This is a genomic window from Brevundimonas aveniformis DSM 17977 (assembly GCF_000428765.1).
GTDB classification, from domain to species: domain Bacteria; phylum Pseudomonadota; class Alphaproteobacteria; order Caulobacterales; family Caulobacteraceae; genus Brevundimonas; species Brevundimonas aveniformis.
This window is the reverse complement of record NZ_AUAO01000001.1, coordinates 477,442-490,965: the sequence shown is the minus strand read 5'-3', so window position 1 is coordinate 490,965 and position 13,524 is coordinate 477,442. Positions and strand designations below refer to the sequence as shown.

At 67.1% G+C, this 13,524-nt stretch carries 18 protein-coding genes; 14 read left to right on the top strand and 4 right to left on the bottom strand.

Features of this window, described 5'->3' with window-relative positions; genetic code table 11:
* Positions 1 to 6 precede the first annotated feature (6 nt).
* A complete protein-coding gene (locus G391_RS13630; protein WP_051257073.1) occupies positions 7 to 1,053 on the top strand; it encodes an SPFH domain-containing protein in 1,047 nt (348 codons plus the stop codon).
* An 11-nt stretch (positions 1,054 to 1,064) separates the two neighbouring features.
* Here G391_RS13630 and greA read toward each other — a convergent pair whose 3' ends face one another.
* Complete coding sequence (greA, locus tag G391_RS0102515; RefSeq protein ID WP_029086114.1) at positions 1,065 to 1,541, bottom strand: transcription elongation factor GreA; 477 nt, start codon at positions 1,539 to 1,541, stop codon at positions 1,065 to 1,067.
* A gap of 97 nt (positions 1,542 to 1,638) precedes the next feature.
* On the opposite strand from greA, the gene G391_RS15065 reads away from it, so the two are divergent.
* Positions 1,639 to 2,811, top strand: coding sequence for a serine hydrolase domain-containing protein (locus G391_RS15065; protein WP_029086113.1), 1,173 nt, complete (start codon positions 1,639 to 1,641; stop codon positions 2,809 to 2,811).
* Between the two features lie 18 nt (positions 2,812 to 2,829).
* Here the strand turns inward: G391_RS15065 and G391_RS0102505 are convergent, their stop codons facing one another.
* From G391_RS0102505 to G391_RS0102495, 3 genes are read right to left on the bottom strand one after another with little or no spacing between them, the layout of a single operon-like run.
* Positions 2,830 to 3,771, bottom strand: coding sequence for an alpha/beta fold hydrolase (locus G391_RS0102505; RefSeq protein WP_029086112.1), 942 nt, complete (start codon positions 3,769 to 3,771; stop codon positions 2,830 to 2,832).
* A 33-nt stretch (positions 3,772 to 3,804) separates the two neighbouring features.
* Complete coding sequence (locus tag G391_RS0102500) at positions 3,805 to 4,002, bottom strand: helix-turn-helix transcriptional regulator (protein ID WP_029086111.1); 198 nt, start codon at positions 4,000 to 4,002, stop codon at positions 3,805 to 3,807.
* Positions 3,999 to 4,382, bottom strand: a complete 384-nt coding sequence (locus G391_RS0102495) for a hypothetical protein (RefSeq protein ID WP_035303480.1) — start codon at positions 4,380 to 4,382, stop codon at positions 3,999 to 4,001. The genes G391_RS0102500 and G391_RS0102495 overlap by 4 nt, the downstream gene beginning before the upstream one ends.
* 147 nt (positions 4,383 to 4,529) lie before the next feature.
* Between G391_RS0102495 and G391_RS0102490 the strand changes: the two genes are divergently transcribed.
* The 12 genes from G391_RS0102490 to tilS all read left to right on the top strand — a co-directional run bounded on the left by G391_RS0102490 (position 4,530) and on the right by tilS (position 13,494).
* Positions 4,530 to 4,835, top strand: a complete 306-nt coding sequence (locus tag G391_RS0102490) for a hypothetical protein (RefSeq protein WP_029086109.1) — start codon at positions 4,530 to 4,532, stop codon at positions 4,833 to 4,835.
* 78 nt (positions 4,836 to 4,913) lie between these two features.
* Positions 4,914 to 5,306, top strand: coding sequence for a hypothetical protein (locus G391_RS0102485; protein WP_029086108.1), 393 nt, complete (start codon positions 4,914 to 4,916; stop codon positions 5,304 to 5,306).
* A gap of 68 nt (positions 5,307 to 5,374) precedes the next feature.
* A complete protein-coding gene (gene ypfJ / locus G391_RS0102480) occupies positions 5,375 to 6,235 on the top strand; it encodes a KPN_02809 family neutral zinc metallopeptidase (protein WP_029086107.1) in 861 nt (286 codons plus the stop codon).
* Positions 6,236 to 6,250: 15 nt separating this feature from the next.
* Complete coding sequence (locus G391_RS0102475; protein WP_029086106.1) at positions 6,251 to 6,607, top strand: hypothetical protein; 357 nt, start codon at positions 6,251 to 6,253, stop codon at positions 6,605 to 6,607.
* Positions 6,604 to 7,053 carry a tol-pal system-associated acyl-CoA thioesterase gene (gene ybgC / locus G391_RS0102470; RefSeq protein ID WP_281168396.1) on the top strand — a complete coding sequence of 150 codons (450 nt, stop codon included), beginning with the start codon at positions 6,604 to 6,606 and terminating at the stop codon, positions 7,051 to 7,053. Before G391_RS0102475 ends, ybgC begins: the two co-directional genes overlap by 4 nt.
* A gap of 81 nt (positions 7,054 to 7,134) precedes the next feature.
* Complete coding sequence (locus G391_RS13620) at positions 7,135 to 7,896, top strand: MotA/TolQ/ExbB proton channel family protein (protein WP_051257072.1); 762 nt, start codon at positions 7,135 to 7,137, stop codon at positions 7,894 to 7,896.
* 1 nt (position 7,897) lies between these two features.
* On the top strand, positions 7,898 to 8,395 hold the full coding sequence (locus G391_RS0102460) for an ExbD/TolR family protein (RefSeq protein ID WP_029086104.1): 498 nt from the start codon (positions 7,898 to 7,900) through the stop codon (positions 8,393 to 8,395).
* A gap of 1 nt (position 8,396) precedes the next feature.
* Entirely contained in the window at positions 8,397 to 9,188 is a 792-nt protein-coding gene (locus G391_RS0102455) for a hypothetical protein (RefSeq protein ID WP_029086103.1), read from the top strand.
* A gap of 131 nt (positions 9,189 to 9,319) precedes the next feature.
* Positions 9,320 to 10,696, top strand: coding sequence for a Tol-Pal system beta propeller repeat protein TolB (gene tolB / locus G391_RS0102450; protein WP_029086102.1), 1,377 nt, complete (start codon positions 9,320 to 9,322; stop codon positions 10,694 to 10,696).
* Between the two features lie 106 nt (positions 10,697 to 10,802).
* Positions 10,803 to 11,354 carry a peptidoglycan-associated lipoprotein Pal gene (gene pal / locus G391_RS0102445; protein ID WP_029086101.1) on the top strand — a complete coding sequence of 184 codons (552 nt, stop codon included), beginning with the start codon at positions 10,803 to 10,805 and terminating at the stop codon, positions 11,352 to 11,354.
* A 23-nt stretch (positions 11,355 to 11,377) separates the two neighbouring features.
* Complete coding sequence (locus tag G391_RS0102440; protein ID WP_245572020.1) at positions 11,378 to 12,304, top strand: tol-pal system YbgF family protein; 927 nt, start codon at positions 11,378 to 11,380, stop codon at positions 12,302 to 12,304.
* Positions 12,295 to 13,494, top strand: a complete 1,200-nt coding sequence (tilS, locus tag G391_RS0102435; protein ID WP_084169097.1) for a tRNA lysidine(34) synthetase TilS — start codon at positions 12,295 to 12,297, stop codon at positions 13,492 to 13,494. Before G391_RS0102440 ends, tilS begins: the two co-directional genes overlap by 10 nt.
* Positions 13,495 to 13,524 lie beyond the last annotated feature (30 nt).

Genomic DNA, 13,524 nt, shown 5'->3' with positions numbered 1-13,524 from the left:
TTCGCCATGACTGACACCAACCGCGTCTGGAAGGGCCCGCGCCTGCCAACGGGCGGGCGGCCCTCGGTTGGGCGCACGATCGGCATGGGTGCCGCCATCATCCTGTTGCTCGTCGGTGCCGCCATCACCGTCTCGTCGTGCAGCGTCACGGTCGAGAGCGGTTATATGGGCATCAAGACCACCCGCTTCGGGGCCAATCCGGGCGTTCAGCGCGACGAGCTGGGGCCGGGTTTCCACTGGGAAGGCATCGGCGAAAAAATCCGCACCTATCCGACGCTCCAGCGCACCTACAGCTACACCCGTGAACCCAACGAGTACGGTAGCGAGAACGAGGAGATCACTTTCTCTGACAATCTCGGCCTGCCGATGTCCGCCGACGTCGCCCTGACCTTCCGCGTGCGTGAGGACCGGGCCGCGGACCTGTTCGCCACCTGGCGGCAGGAGTTTGACGCCTTCATCGATGGCCCCCTTCGAACCTCGGTTCGCGCCGCCATCGCGCGCGAGACAGAACGCCTGCCGGTGGCCTGCAACGCTCAGCTGACGGTGGCCGACATCGCGCCGGTTGTTCCTACTGAAGGCGCACAGTCCGCCCCCGCCGCTCCCGACGAGGATCCAACCTGTCCGGGCCAGCTGATCGGGCCGGGCCGCCAGGTGGCGCTCGCCGCCGCCATGCGCGCGCTTCAGCGCGAATGGGGTCCGCAAGGGTTGGAGATCATCCGCATGGAGTGGGTAGGTTCGATCCGCTATCCCGAGAGCGTGCTGGCCGCCATCCAGGCGCGCACGACCGCCGAACAGAACACGCGCGCGGCGCTGGAGCGGGTCAACCTTGAGCGCGCCAACGCCGAGGCCCGCATCGCCCAGGCCCGCGGTCAGGCCGAGGCCAACCGGCTGCTGGCCGAATCCATTCGCTCCAACCCCGAGGTCGTGCGCCTGCGCGAGATCGAGCGAACGCTCGGCATCTGTCCGCTCAGCGCCGACACCTGCGTGGTCGGATCGGACATCAATGTCTCAGCCCTGATCGCTGAGCGGAACGGGGCAAACGCCAGCCCCTGAGCCGGCAGGCTTCAGTCGACCGCGACCACCTCGGCCTCCTGGCCGTTGATGCTCACGACATCGCCGACGGACTTTCCCATCAGAGCGCGGGCGAGCGGCGACACCTGGCTGACCGACCCCTTGGTGGGATCAGCCTCGTCCTCGCCGACAATGCACCAGGTCTGCGAGCGACCGTCTTCACGTTCGATCGTCACCGACCCGCCGAAGCGCACGGTCCCGTCAGGTTCAGTCTCGATCAACTGGGCGTTCGAGCGACGGGCCGACCAGTATCGCAGGTCGCGGGTCGCCCGCGCCATCGCGGTTCGGTCCGCCTCGATGGAGCCTTGAGCCTGGGCGGCGGCGTAGGCTGCGCGCGCGCTCGCCAATTCACGCTCAATCTGGGTCAGGCCCGAAGGTGTCACCAGATTGGGATGCGGCGAAACCGGCCGGTCCGGCAGGTCCGCCGCCGTGGCTTCCAGGTCCTCTTCGCGGGTGAAGGCGACGCTCATGGCGTCAATCTAGGGTCGTGAGCCTCTCTTCGTCCATGCCCTCGCCCCATTCTCGCCCCTGCTGTCGGCCTAGCCTCGGGACAGAGGGAGGTGTCAAATGAAGCTGATCCAGTCGTCTCTGCCCGGGGTGTTGGCTCTTGGAGCGGCCTGCCTCCTCGCCACGCCGGCGCTGAGCCAGCCGTCCTGCCCGGCACCGGCGCGGTTCGCGGGGCCGCCGATCCACGCCCCACCTGCCCCGGAGGCCTGGCCCGCCCCGGCGACGTTCGCTGCGGATCCCTTCCCTTCGACCGTGACCGCCGCCTTCGACGCCGTGCTGGCGCGCGCGGTCGAGCGGTCCGAGCCCTTGTCGCTCACCGCCGCCCTGTGGCAGCCCGGTGTCGGTTTCTGGAGTTCGCGTTGGGACGCGCCCGGCGTCGAGCCGCGTCCGCTCCACTGGTGGGCCAGCGTCGGCAAGCTGGCCGTCGCAGCCAGCGTGCTTCAGCTCGTCGAGGAAGAGAGCCTCACCCTCGATGCGCCCCTCACACGCTGGCGCGTGGACGTATCTCACGGCGACCAGATCACGGTCGATCAGCTGCTGACCCACACCTCGGGCCTGTTCAGCGCCAATGAGGACCTGGCCTATCGTGCCGAGCCCCACAGCATGAACGTGGACGAACAGGTCGCGGTCGCCGAGCGGAACGGCGCGGTCTTCTGTCCGGGGACCGGCTGGCGCTACTCAAACACCAACTACGCCCTTTTGGGGCAGATCATCGAGATCGAGGACGAGCGCCCCTGGTCCGAGGCGGTCCAGGCGCGCATCCTTGATCGGCTGGGCGTCGACGGGCGTGTCCTCTCAGCCGATGCGGACATTTCTGACATTCAACCTCTCGGACCGCCGCAAGCCGGCGAGCCGGCCGTGGATCCGCGCTGGCCCGGCGCCGCCGGCGGAATCGCGGCAACGCCGGAGGCCGTCATCCGGTTGCTGCACGGCGTCCTCACGGGCGAACTGCTGGCAACGTCAGACGCGCACGCCATGCTGGCCTCATCCCATCAGATGTTCGGTGCGCCTCAATGGTACGGGCGCGGCCTAATGCTCTACGAAGTCCCGGTGCCCGATGGCCCGCCCCAGGTCTGGATCGGCCACAGCGGTGGCGCTCCGGGTGCCGGGACGGTCGTGGCGTGGTCGCCGAGCCATCAGGCCTATGTCGCGGTCGCCTTCACTGGACGATCCTCGGCTGAGGCCGTAGCCAACGGCCTGCTCGCTGCGCTGGCGGCGAGCGCGGCCCGCTGAGACGAGCCGCGTCATTTGCTATTCCGCCAGGAAGGCGTCGATCTGTTCGGCCATCCGGTCGGGCTGGTCGGCCATGACGAAATGGCGTGAACCATCGACCCGCACCAGATGCGCGCTGGGCAGGCCGGCGTACTCCCGCACCCACATGGCGTCGGCCAGGGCGGCGGGCGCGCCGCCGTCTGCGTCCGAAGCATAGACGGCCCAGACCGGCACGGTCATGGTCGCGAGTTGCGGCCGGACGTCGGTGGTCATCACCTCACGCATCGCAGAGGCCAGGGCCTGCCGGTCGCTGGCGACGGCCCATTCGACCATGACGGCCTGGGTCGCCGGATCGCGCGCCATCCCGGCGGCGCCCATCGCCTGCCCCGCTCGGAAGCTGTCGAGGTCTGCGTTCAGCATCATCGTCGCAGCCTGATCGGCCAACGGTCGCATCGTCTCGGCCGTCGTCGTCGGTCCATAGAGGGCGGAAAAGAACGGCAAACTGTCCACGCTCATCACCCGCTCGACCAGGTCCGGGTGCTGCTGGGCCAGCATCAGGGCGATCAGACCACCCATGGAATGACCGATCACGGCGGGCCGTTCGACGCCGGACTGGTGGACATAGGCCGCCAGTCCGTCGATCGCCGGCTGCAGAAACGGTCCGTCGCCGTGCCTCCAGGGCTGGGCGGCGAATCCGGCAAGCTGCACCAGATGCACCCGATGCGTTGCGGCCAGCCGCTCGGCCTGCGCCCGCCACACCTCGCGCGAGGAGGCGAAGCCCGGAATGAAGATGACGTCCGGGCCCTGACCCAGAACCTCGACCGACAGCCGGTCGCTGAGGAAGGTCGGAGCGGTCGGCTCGCCCTGAGCCAGGACCGGCCCGGCGACCATCACCGAGCCGCCGGCGGCCAGGGTCAGAACTGAGGCGACGAACAAGGCGCGCAGGGTCGACCCCGCGGCGCGGCGAGCGAAATGGATCATGGAAGTCTCCTTCAGGCTTCTGGAACGCCGGCCTCAGCCGTGCGGATTCTCAAAGATGTCCTCGACGCTCTGACCGAACACCGAGGCGATGCGATAGGCGAGGTCCAGCGATGGATCGTGTTTCTCAGTCTCCAGGGCGTTGATCGCCTGGCGGCTGACCCCGATGGCCTTGCCCAGGTCCTCCTGGGTCCAGCCCTTTTCGGCGCGGAGCACGCGCAGCCGGTTTTTCATCGTGAGGAATCCCGAACGAAGATCGGCGCGGCGCCCATCAGCGCCCAGAAGACCGGATAGATCCAGTAGGCTTCCAGGTGCGGTGCTCCGGCCAGGCGTTCGGCGAACCCCCAGAAGACCGCCAGGGCGATCGCCAGGCCCGCCGCGAGGATGAACCGCTTGGCGGTGACGGCGGCGACAAACTCGTCACTGTCGCGGATAAAGGCCAGGGTCGCCCAGATCTGCCCCGCCACGGGTGCCGCGACGGCGGCCGCCAGAACCCAGCCATTGGCACCGGCTATGGCGTCCAGCCCGCCACCGATGGCCAGCACGAGCGCGACGGCATAGCCGGCCATGAATAAAACGGTCCGAATCCCATAGGCTTTGGCGGCGGCGGTCATGTCAGCTCCTCGTGACAGAATGTAAGGACAACGTGACACGAGGCGAATGTCGCGTCAACCTGACATTTCGTCAGGCTGTCATCACGCACTCTCGCTACGACCGCAGCCGCCTTTGGCAATCGTTGCGCGGCCTGCTACGGCAGGTCCATGACCGATGACGCGCCTGCCAACCCCAACATCCCGCCCCCTGATATTCGGGGTCGCCGCCTCGATCACCCGGGTTCCGAGCCGCTTAAGAACGAGCTGCTCGAGCTGACGGTGTCGCGCCCGCTGGAAATCCTGGTTCCGAGCAATGACCCGGAAGCCCAGACCTTTGCCGGCATGATCCAGGACCTGATGAAGGAGAAGGGTCGCGCCTGCACGGTGCTGCAGATCACGTTCGACCCACCGTTCCGGGGGCTCCAGATCCACGAAGGCGACGACAAGATCCAACTGGCCATCGGTCACCGCTGACGGGACGGCCATGCTTCAGGACGTGGCCCAGGCCTGGCTCCGCTTGGATCGTGACGGGAGCGATGTCATTCTGCCGGCATGGGACGGGTTCTTTTCAGCCTCGCGGTGTTGATGACGCTTGCGGCACCTGTCGGCGCAGCGGCCCAGGTCCAGACCTGGACACTTCGGCCTGACGATCCGGTCTGGCAGGCCGAGCAGCTGCGCTTTCAACGGGAACGTTGGCGCAACGAGCAAGACCTTCGCCGGCTCGAATCCCGGCTGGACCAGTTGCGGACCGACGCCGTCGTTCGCGATATCCAGGCGCGCCGCGGTCCTGCGGGGGGTGTGATCCCCCTCGATCCGGCCGGGGTGGTCCCAGTCGCTCCGGTGCCTGTCGCGCCTGACCCCAGCCCGACGCGATCGTCACAGGAGGACCTCGAACAGGGTCTGAACGGTCTGCGCGGTTGGTTGAACCAGACTCGGTCTGACTGATCCAGCGATTGCGAGCGTCGCAGTTTTCGGCCTAGGTTGCGGCCAAAGGTCCTTGGGAGGGATTTCGTATGCGTTGGGAAGGTGGACGGCGCGGGGGCGGAGTCGACGATCGCCGCGGCATGGGCGGCGGCGGCATCATTGGCGGGGGCCTGGGGGTCGCCGTTCTGGCCCTGGCTGGATATTTCCTGTTCGGGATCGACCCGCAAGTGACCACCCAGGTCGCCACCCAGCTCGGCATGGGGCAGGGGGCCAGCACGGAGGGGGAAATCGGTTCGCCCGACGATCCGGCAGGTCAGTTCGTCGAGGTCATCCAGTCCAGCACCACCGATGTCTGGTCGGGCCTGATAAATGGCTATGAAGAGCCGCGCGTCGTTATCTACGAAGGCGGTACCGGCACGGCCTGTGGCCTCGGCCAGGCGGCCATGGGCCCCTTCTATTGTCCGATGGATCGTCAGGTCTATCTGGATCTCAGCTTCTGGAACACCATGTCCCAGCAACTGGGCGCGTCCGGTGATTTCGCCCAGGCCTATGTCATTGCCCATGAAGTCGGCCACCACGTTCAGACCCTGGACGGCACAGCCGACCGCGTGCGTCAGGCCCAGTCCCAGGCGCGCAGCCAGGCCGAGGCCAATCGCTGGCAGGTCGCCATGGAACTTCAGGCGGACTGCTATGCCGGTGTGTGGGCGGCGCGGGTCGGTCAGGCCTCGGGCGGCCAGGTGACGCTGGAGCCGGGTGACATCGAGGAGGGCCTGAACGCGGCTTCGCGCATTGGCGACGATGTTCTGTCCGGCGGTCGGGCCAGCCCGGAGAGCTTCACGCACGGTTCCTCGGAACAGCGGGTCGAATGGCTGCGTCGCGGTCTTCAGTCCGGCGATCCGGCCCAGTGCGACACCTTCGGTTCCGGCGGTAGCTCGGGCCGGGCGAAATAGGGGCGGAGGCGCGGTGTGAACCGGGCCTGGATCTTCGGTGTGGGCCTGGCGATCCTCGTGGGATTGGCCGTGATTGTTCTGGTTGATCCGATTCGCGGGCCACAGGCCCCCGAAGCCCGCGCTATGCGCCAGCTCGAGGATGCCAGTATCCGGCCGACCGAGGTGCGGTTCCTCAGAGCCTCGGCCCAGGACCCACAGGTCATCTGTGGTCAGGCCGTTGTTTCACGACAAGGCGGTGGGTCACGCCAGGCCTATTTTGTCTCGACCCCCCGCAATGTGATCATCGGGCGCGTAGAGAATCCGGCCCTTCAGGCGGCACAGGCGCGCTATTGTCGCGGCATGTTCCCCAATCCTGCCGCACCCGTTCCATGACCGCCCTGCCCGAACCGACCGCCGGCGCGTTCGAAGGCCGAACCCATCTGTTGCCAGTCCGGGTCTATTACGAGGACACCGACTTCACCGGCCTGGTCTATCACGCCAACTATCTGCGCTATTTCGAGCGCGGGCGGTCCGATTTCCTGCGCCTGATCTCGATCGGTCATGCCGAACTGCTGGATCAGGCCGAGCCCATCGCCTTCGTGGTTACACGGATGGACACCCGCTTTCGAGCCGCGGCCCGGATCGATGACGCCTTGATCGTCAGGACCCTGTATGAGGCCATTCAGGGCCCGCGCCTGATCATCCGCCAGACCATCACCCGCGGCGATCAGGTCCTGACCCAGGCCGACGTCGAGGCGGCCTGTATTGACCTGAAAGGCCGCCCGCGCCGTCCCCCGGAGGCGCTGCGGAACGCTCTGGCCTCCTGGTTGCTGCCTTAGAAACGTCACGTCTGGCCGCTTGTGTGAGCGGCACCGTTCCTGCAAGCGGGAGGGTGATCGATTCGGGAACCGGAGACTTTCATGCCGATCAGTGCGACCGCCGCCGAGGCGCTCAACGTCATTAACCTGTTCATCCATGCCGACTGGGTGATCAAGGGGGTGATCATCGGTCTGGCCCTGGCGTCCCTGTGGTCGTGGGCGGTGATCATTGACCGCGCCGCGCGGTTCATCACCCTGAACCGTCAGGCCAACGCCTTTGAAGAGGCGCTATCCAGCGGCCGGTCGCTGGAGGATCTGGCCCAGCAGGCCGGCCCCAATCCGCGCCAACCCCTGCCCCGGATGCTGGTCGCGGCGATCCGCGACTGGCGCGAGGCGCGGGCCGGCGGCCCGCTTTCGGATGCGCAGGCCGGTTTTCTGATTGCGCGTCTTGACCGCACACTGGACGCCATCATCGCCCGCGAGAGCCAATCTGCCGAAGAGGGCCTGGGGGTCCTGTCGGTGGTCGCGACCTCGTCACCCTTTATCGGGCTGTTCGGGACCGTTTACGGGATCATGCATGCCTTTGGTGAGATCGCCGCCCAGGGCAACACCAATCTGACGACGGTGGCCCCGGCGATTGCCGAAGCCCTGTTCGCCACCGGAATCGGCCTGGCCGCCGCGATCCCGGCCTATATTGCCTACAACAAGTTCTCGATTGATGCGGGCAAGTTTGCCGGTCGCCTAGAGAATTTTGCCGACGACCTTCAGGCCGCCATCGCCAAGCGCCTGGGCGAACGGTCGGGCCCGCCGCCGCATCCAGCGGCAGGTTTCCAGCCGGTTCAGACCCGTTCGGAGACGCTCTGACATGGCCCTGTCTGCCGGAGGCTCGGGGGGCGCGGGGCGTGGCCGACGTCGCGCTCGCCGTCGCCCCCTGTCCGAAATCAATGTCACGCCGCTGGTCGACGTCATGCTGGTGCTGCTCATCATCTTCATGGTGGCCGCGCCGCTGCTGACGGTGGCGGTTCCGCTGGAGCTGCCCAAGACCGACGCCGGATCGGTCGAGCAGATCGAAGAGCCAATCACCGTCTCGATTCAACGCGACGGGGCCATCTATGTGCAGGAAGACCCCGCAACGCTGGAGCAGTTGGGCCCGCGCATCTCGGCCATGGCCGGCAACAATCTGGAGCGCCCCATCTTTGTTCGTGGAGATGGCCAGGCACCGTATGGCGTGGTTGCCCAGGTCATGGGCCGTCTGTCCGCAACCGGGTTCACGCGCCTGAATTTGGTCACCGACAGTGCCGGCCCGCAGGCGACCCCGGCAACGGCCACTGAAACGGCCGAAGGGACCGCAGAGGCCCCCTGAGATGCTGCGTCGGGCGCTCGCCATTGTTGGATCGATCGTCCTGCATGTGGGCGTGTTGGCGCTCGCCCTGGTCATGCTGCTCAGGCAACCCGAGCGGCCAGAGGTCGTCATCGGCTCGGTGCCGGTGACGGTGGTGTCCGAGATTCAGCGACAGGCGGCGCCGACCCCGGCTCCGGCTGAAGAGGTGTTCGATGAGGTGACGCCGGACGCCGTCGAAACGCCCGAACCCGAAGCGCCTGAGCCGGCCCCCGATCCGACCCCGACTCCGCCCCGACCTCAGCCGCCGCGTCCGACCCCGCCGCGTCCGACGCCGACCCCGACGCCTACGCCCCGCCCGCAACCCCCTCAGCCGCGCCCGGATCGTCCGACCCCGCCGCGCCGGGAAACGGAATCTCTGAACCTCGACGATCTGACGGGAGGCGGGCAACGCCAGCCGAACCGGCCGCAGCGTCCCGGGCGCCCGGCGACCGAATCCGGAGCCGGCGACGCACCGGTGGCCACGGGTCAGCAGGTCGCCCTGTTCGGTCGTCAGGTGATCCCGCACTGGAACCTGACCTTCTGTGAAATGGCAGGTGGAGATGCTCTGTCGATCCGCATGCGTCTGACGATTGACGGTCGCGGCCGTATTACCGAGGGACCGACCCTGATCAGTCCGCAGTCCGGGCCTGTTTGGCGCGCGGCTTCAGAAAGTGCCTTGCGTGCGGTTCGGGCCGCGGCACCCTACGAAGTTCCAGACGGCTATGAGTCGTCCAACGTAACCTTCCGGTTCGAAACCGCTGATGCCTGCCGGTAGAGGGCATCAGGCTTCGTCAGGCCGATCGTTTGACGCCTTCGCCGTATCGTTGCCTTATTGGCCGTTCACCTCTCTGCAAGGGACGCAAGGACAGTAAGGGGTGTCCCTCGCCTTTGCTTGATGGAGCGCCGATGCGTCTGACCGCCCTGATCGCCCCCCTCTGCCTCGCGCTTGCAACGCTCGGGGCTCAGCCAGCGATGGCCCAGTCCGGCCAACCCGCAGGCGAAGATGTCGTGATTTCCGAAGGCGTGCTGCGCGACCTGCCGATTGCCATTGCCCCGTTCCAGGGCCCGCGCGGACAGGAGATCGCCCAGGTCATTTCCGCCAATCTGGAGCGATCCGGCTTTTTTGACCCCATCGACCCAGCCGCCTTCATCCAGCAGAATCCGGGCGTCGATGTCGAACCCCAGTTCGCACAATGGACCCAGATCAATGCCCAGACCCTGCTGGTCGGGCAGGTCAATGTCGACGGTGATGGTCGCCTGCGGGTCAATTTCCGGCTCTGGGACACGGTCCAGCAGACCCAGCTTTTGGGCTTTCAGTTCACCTCAACACCGGAAAACTGGCGGCGGGTGGCGCACAAGATCTCTGACGCCGTCTATCAACGCCTGACCGGTGAGCTCGGCTATTTCGATACCCGGATCGTCTTTGTCGCCGAAGACGGGCGCGGCCCCAATCGAACTACGCGGCTGGGCGTCATGGATCAGGACGGCTTCAACCCCTCCTACCTGCCGGCGACCGACGCCATCGTCATGACGCCGCGCTTCTCGTCGACCCACCAGCGCGTGACCTATATGGCGCTGGGCGAGGACTATACCCGTATCTATCTGCTGGATCTTGAAACCGGTCGCCAGGAAAGCCTGGGCGAGTTTGAGGGCGTCGTTTTCGCCCCGCGGTTCTCTCCCGATGGGCGCCGGATCGCCTTTTCACTCGAACGGGGCGGCAATTCGGACATCTATGTGATGACCCTTCAGGGGCGCCAGCTCACCCGGCTGACGTCGGACCCGGGTATCGACACCTCCCCGTCCTTCTCGCCGGACGGATCGCGGATCGTCTTCAACTCGGATCGGGGCGGGCGACCGCGCCTGTATGTCATGAACGCCGATGGCTCGGGCCAGCGCCCGATTTCATCGGGCTCGGGCAACTACCACACGCCGGTGTGGAGCCCGTGCGGCGATATGATTGCCTTTACCAAACAACAGGGTGGCCGGTTCCACATCGGAGTGATGAACGCGAGTGGTGGTGGCGAGCGCATCCTGTCGTCGAGCTATTATCAGGAAGGTCCGACCTGGGCTCCGAATGGCCGCTATCTGATGTTCTTCCGGGGTGAGGCGGGAGAGAGCCCGCACCTGTGGATCACCGATGTTACCGGACGTATTCTGCGCCCGGCTCCCTATGGTGGGGCGGCCTCTGATCCGGCCTGGTCGCCGCTGCTGGACCCTCCCGCGGCCGACTTCGGCGGGGCTGTCGGCGCGAGTGGCGGAAGCTGTCTCGCCGCTGGGGGGTAAAGGTCAACTTGCCGTTATCGCGATGGTGGAAATCCCAACATCGGCCTAGGACTTTTGGATAAGCTACACCGTTGAAAAAGCGGAACAGTCGAGAGGATATAGATCGATGACCACGTCACCCTTCAAGACCACGGCGATCGTCGTCGCCGCCGTCGCGATGATCGCGGCCGCCGGTTGTACCCGCCGCACGCCGCCGCCGACCCCGGTTGACCCGGGCACGCCGAGCCAGCCGACCACGCCGACCGGCCCGTCGGTTCCGACCGGACCCGTGGACGGCGCGGTCATCCCGGGCTCGGTGCGCGACTTCACCATCAACGTCGGGGATCGGGTCTATTTTGACTTCGATTCCTATTCGATCCGGTCGGATGCCTCGCGCGTTCTGGCGGCCCAGGCCGGGTGGCTGTCGCGCTATCCGCAGGTCCAGATCCGCATCGAGGGCAATGCTGATGAGCGCGGCACCCGTGAATACAACCTGGCCCTCGGGGCCCGTCGCGCCGAAGCCGTGCGTAGCTTCCTGATCGCCAACGGTATCCCGGCCAGCCGGATCGACACGATCTCCTACGGCAAGGAACGCCCGATCGCCTTCGGCTCGAACGAGCAGGCCTGGGCCCAGAACCGCAACGCCCACACCACGATCACGGGCGGCGCGCCTCAGTAACCGGTGATGGGGCGCGTGCCTCGGTGCGCGCCCGTCACGTCAGTCCGTTTGGCCAGGCCATGATGCTCAAGTCTATGTCCCGCTTCCGCCTCGGAACCCTCAGCCTCGTTCCAGCCCTGGCGATCACCCTGGGTGCCGCTGCCGGGGCTCTGGTTGTGACGGGTGGGGCCGTCGTGGCTCAGACCCAGGAGCCGCCGGCGATCGCCTGGGATGCCCGGCGTCTGGAGCGGCTTGATCGCAACGTGCGCCGTCTGGAGCGGGCCCTGACCCAGCGCAATGCGGCGGGGGACCCGGTCATCATCGAGGCCGACCCCGAGGTCGTGGCCTTGATGGGACGGGTCGATCTGATGGATCAGCGGCTATCCGATCTTGAGGCGACCCTGGTTCGGATCAACGGCGAGAATGAGCGTCTGACGATCGAGCTGGAAAGCGGCGAGCGGACCCGGCGCGACCTGGCGGGGCGCATCGACGCCCTGACCCGACAGGTCGCCCAGCTTGAGTCGGCGGCTGCCGAGACGGCGGCTGAGGGCGGTGGAACCCTGGCCCCCCGCTCTCCCAGTGGTTCCGAGGGCGGTGATTTCGATGCCGCCATGCGTCTGGTCCGGGACGGCCAGGCCACCGATGCCGCAGAAGCGTTTGAGCTGTTCATTGTCACCTGGCCGGATAGTGGTCGTGTGTCTGAGGCCCATTATCGACTGGGCGACCTTCGCCTGGCCGGCAACGACGCCACCGGTGCCGTTCAGGACTTTGCCCGCGCGTTGCGGGGATGGCCCAGCACCGCGTGGGCTCCCGATGCGACCGTCAAGCTGGCGTCGGCCCTGGCCGCCAGCGACCGGGACGAACAATCCTGTCAGGCTCTGGGCGAGTTCAGCCGGCGCTATGCTGAGCGCGCCAGCCCGGCCCTGCGCGCCCGCGCCACCCAGATCAACAGCCAGGCCGAGTGCGGCTGAGGCCCGATTGGGTTGAACGCGTCCAGCAACGACTGGACCACTATCTGACGCCGCATGCCCGCGCGCCCGTGACCCTCGGGGTGTCGGGCGGTGGCGATTCCATGGCCTTGATGCATGTGGCTGCCGATTGGACCCGCCGACGCAAGCGGCGGCTGGTTGTTCTCAGCCTGGACCACGGCCTGTCACCGCACGGACCGGCATGGAACGATCAGGTCGCCCGCGCGGCAACTGCCCTGGGCCTGGACTGGCTCGGTTTGAGCTGGGATGGGGCGAAGCCTCATAGCGGTCTGGCCGAGGCCGCGCGGCAAGCTCGACATGCCCTGCTCGCCGAGGCCGCGCGCGCGGGGGGGGCCAAGGTTATTCTGCTGGGCCACACTCTGGATGATCTGGCCGAGGCCGACTGGATGCGGGCCAGGGGAACGCCGCTTGGACAGATGCAGGTCTGGTCGCCGTCGCCGGCCTGGCCGGAGGGCCGGGGGCTGATGCTGCTGCGTCCCATGCTGGATGTTCGGCGCGAGGCGTTGAGGGCCTGGCTTCAGACCGAGGGGATCAGCTGGGTCGACGACCCGGCCAACGCCGACCTCCGCTTTCAAAGGAGTCGTGCCCGCGCCGCCCAACCGTCCCGGACGGCCATGGTGGATCGCCGCCGCCCGAGCCTTGATCTGGAGGTGGATACCGAAACGGGCGTCATCCGCGGGCCGATCACAACGCCCTGGCTGGGTCAGGCCCTGGCCAGCGCGGCGGGGCGGGCCGGCATCCCGTCGTCGTCGGCGGTTGAGCGCCTTCGGCATCGTCTCGTCACCGGGGCCTCTGCGGGGGTGTTAAATGGGGCGAGGGTTCAGGCTCAGGCTGGCGGACTGACCATCACACGAGAACGGGGACGCGAGGGCCCGCCGACCCAATCGCTTGTGCCCGGGGATGTCCAGGTCTGGGACGGGCGTTTCGCCTTTGAAGCCGCTGAGCCGGGGTGGGCGGTCGGCCCGGCCGGCGGCCACCGGGCAAGACTGTCTTGCCAGGATCGGACCTGGCTTGGCCAGTTGCCTGCACCGGCCCGACCGTATCACCCGGTGCTGTTTCGGGACGGTGATCCTTGCCCGGTTCTTGCACACCCGACAGTGAAGGCGTCCTGCCTCGTTCCGGATCGGCTACGACTGGCGACGAGGCAGGCGAAAATGGAAGGCGATCTGTGAGCGGCCATGGCGTCGCCCGACTCGTCATCC

Bases quoted from the DNA above. Each gene is read 5' to 3' on its own strand.
- G391_RS13630 (WP_051257073.1), top strand. From the start codon at position 7: ATGACTGACACCAACCGCGTCTGGAAGGGCCCGCGCCTGCCAACGGGC.
- greA (WP_029086114.1), bottom strand. From the start codon at position 1,541: ATGAGCGTCGCCTTCACCCGCGAAGAGGACCTGGAAGCCACGGCGGCG.
- G391_RS15065 (WP_029086113.1), top strand. From the start codon at position 1,639: ATGAAGCTGATCCAGTCGTCTCTGCCCGGGGTGTTGGCTCTTGGAGCG.
- G391_RS0102505 (WP_029086112.1), bottom strand. From the start codon at position 3,771: ATGATCCATTTCGCTCGCCGCGCCGCGGGGTCGACCCTGCGCGCCTTG.
- G391_RS0102500 (WP_029086111.1), bottom strand. From the start codon at position 4,002: ATGAAAAACCGGCTGCGCGTGCTCCGCGCCGAAAAGGGCTGGACCCAG.
- G391_RS0102495 (WP_035303480.1), bottom strand. From the start codon at position 4,382: ATGACCGCCGCCGCCAAAGCCTATGGGATTCGGACCGTTTTATTCATG.
- G391_RS0102490 (WP_029086109.1), top strand. From the start codon at position 4,530: ATGACCGATGACGCGCCTGCCAACCCCAACATCCCGCCCCCTGATATT.
- G391_RS0102485 (WP_029086108.1), top strand. From the start codon at position 4,914: ATGGGACGGGTTCTTTTCAGCCTCGCGGTGTTGATGACGCTTGCGGCA.
- ypfJ (WP_029086107.1), top strand. From the start codon at position 5,375: ATGCGTTGGGAAGGTGGACGGCGCGGGGGCGGAGTCGACGATCGCCGC.
- ybgC (WP_281168396.1), top strand. From the start codon at position 6,604: ATGACCGCCCTGCCCGAACCGACCGCCGGCGCGTTCGAAGGCCGAACC.
- G391_RS13620 (WP_051257072.1), top strand. From the start codon at position 7,135: ATGCCGATCAGTGCGACCGCCGCCGAGGCGCTCAACGTCATTAACCTG.
- G391_RS0102460 (WP_029086104.1), top strand. From the start codon at position 7,898: ATGGCCCTGTCTGCCGGAGGCTCGGGGGGCGCGGGGCGTGGCCGACGT.
- G391_RS0102455 (WP_029086103.1), top strand. From the start codon at position 8,397: ATGCTGCGTCGGGCGCTCGCCATTGTTGGATCGATCGTCCTGCATGTG.
- tolB (WP_029086102.1), top strand. From the start codon at position 9,320: ATGCGTCTGACCGCCCTGATCGCCCCCCTCTGCCTCGCGCTTGCAACG.
- pal (WP_029086101.1), top strand. From the start codon at position 10,803: ATGACCACGTCACCCTTCAAGACCACGGCGATCGTCGTCGCCGCCGTC.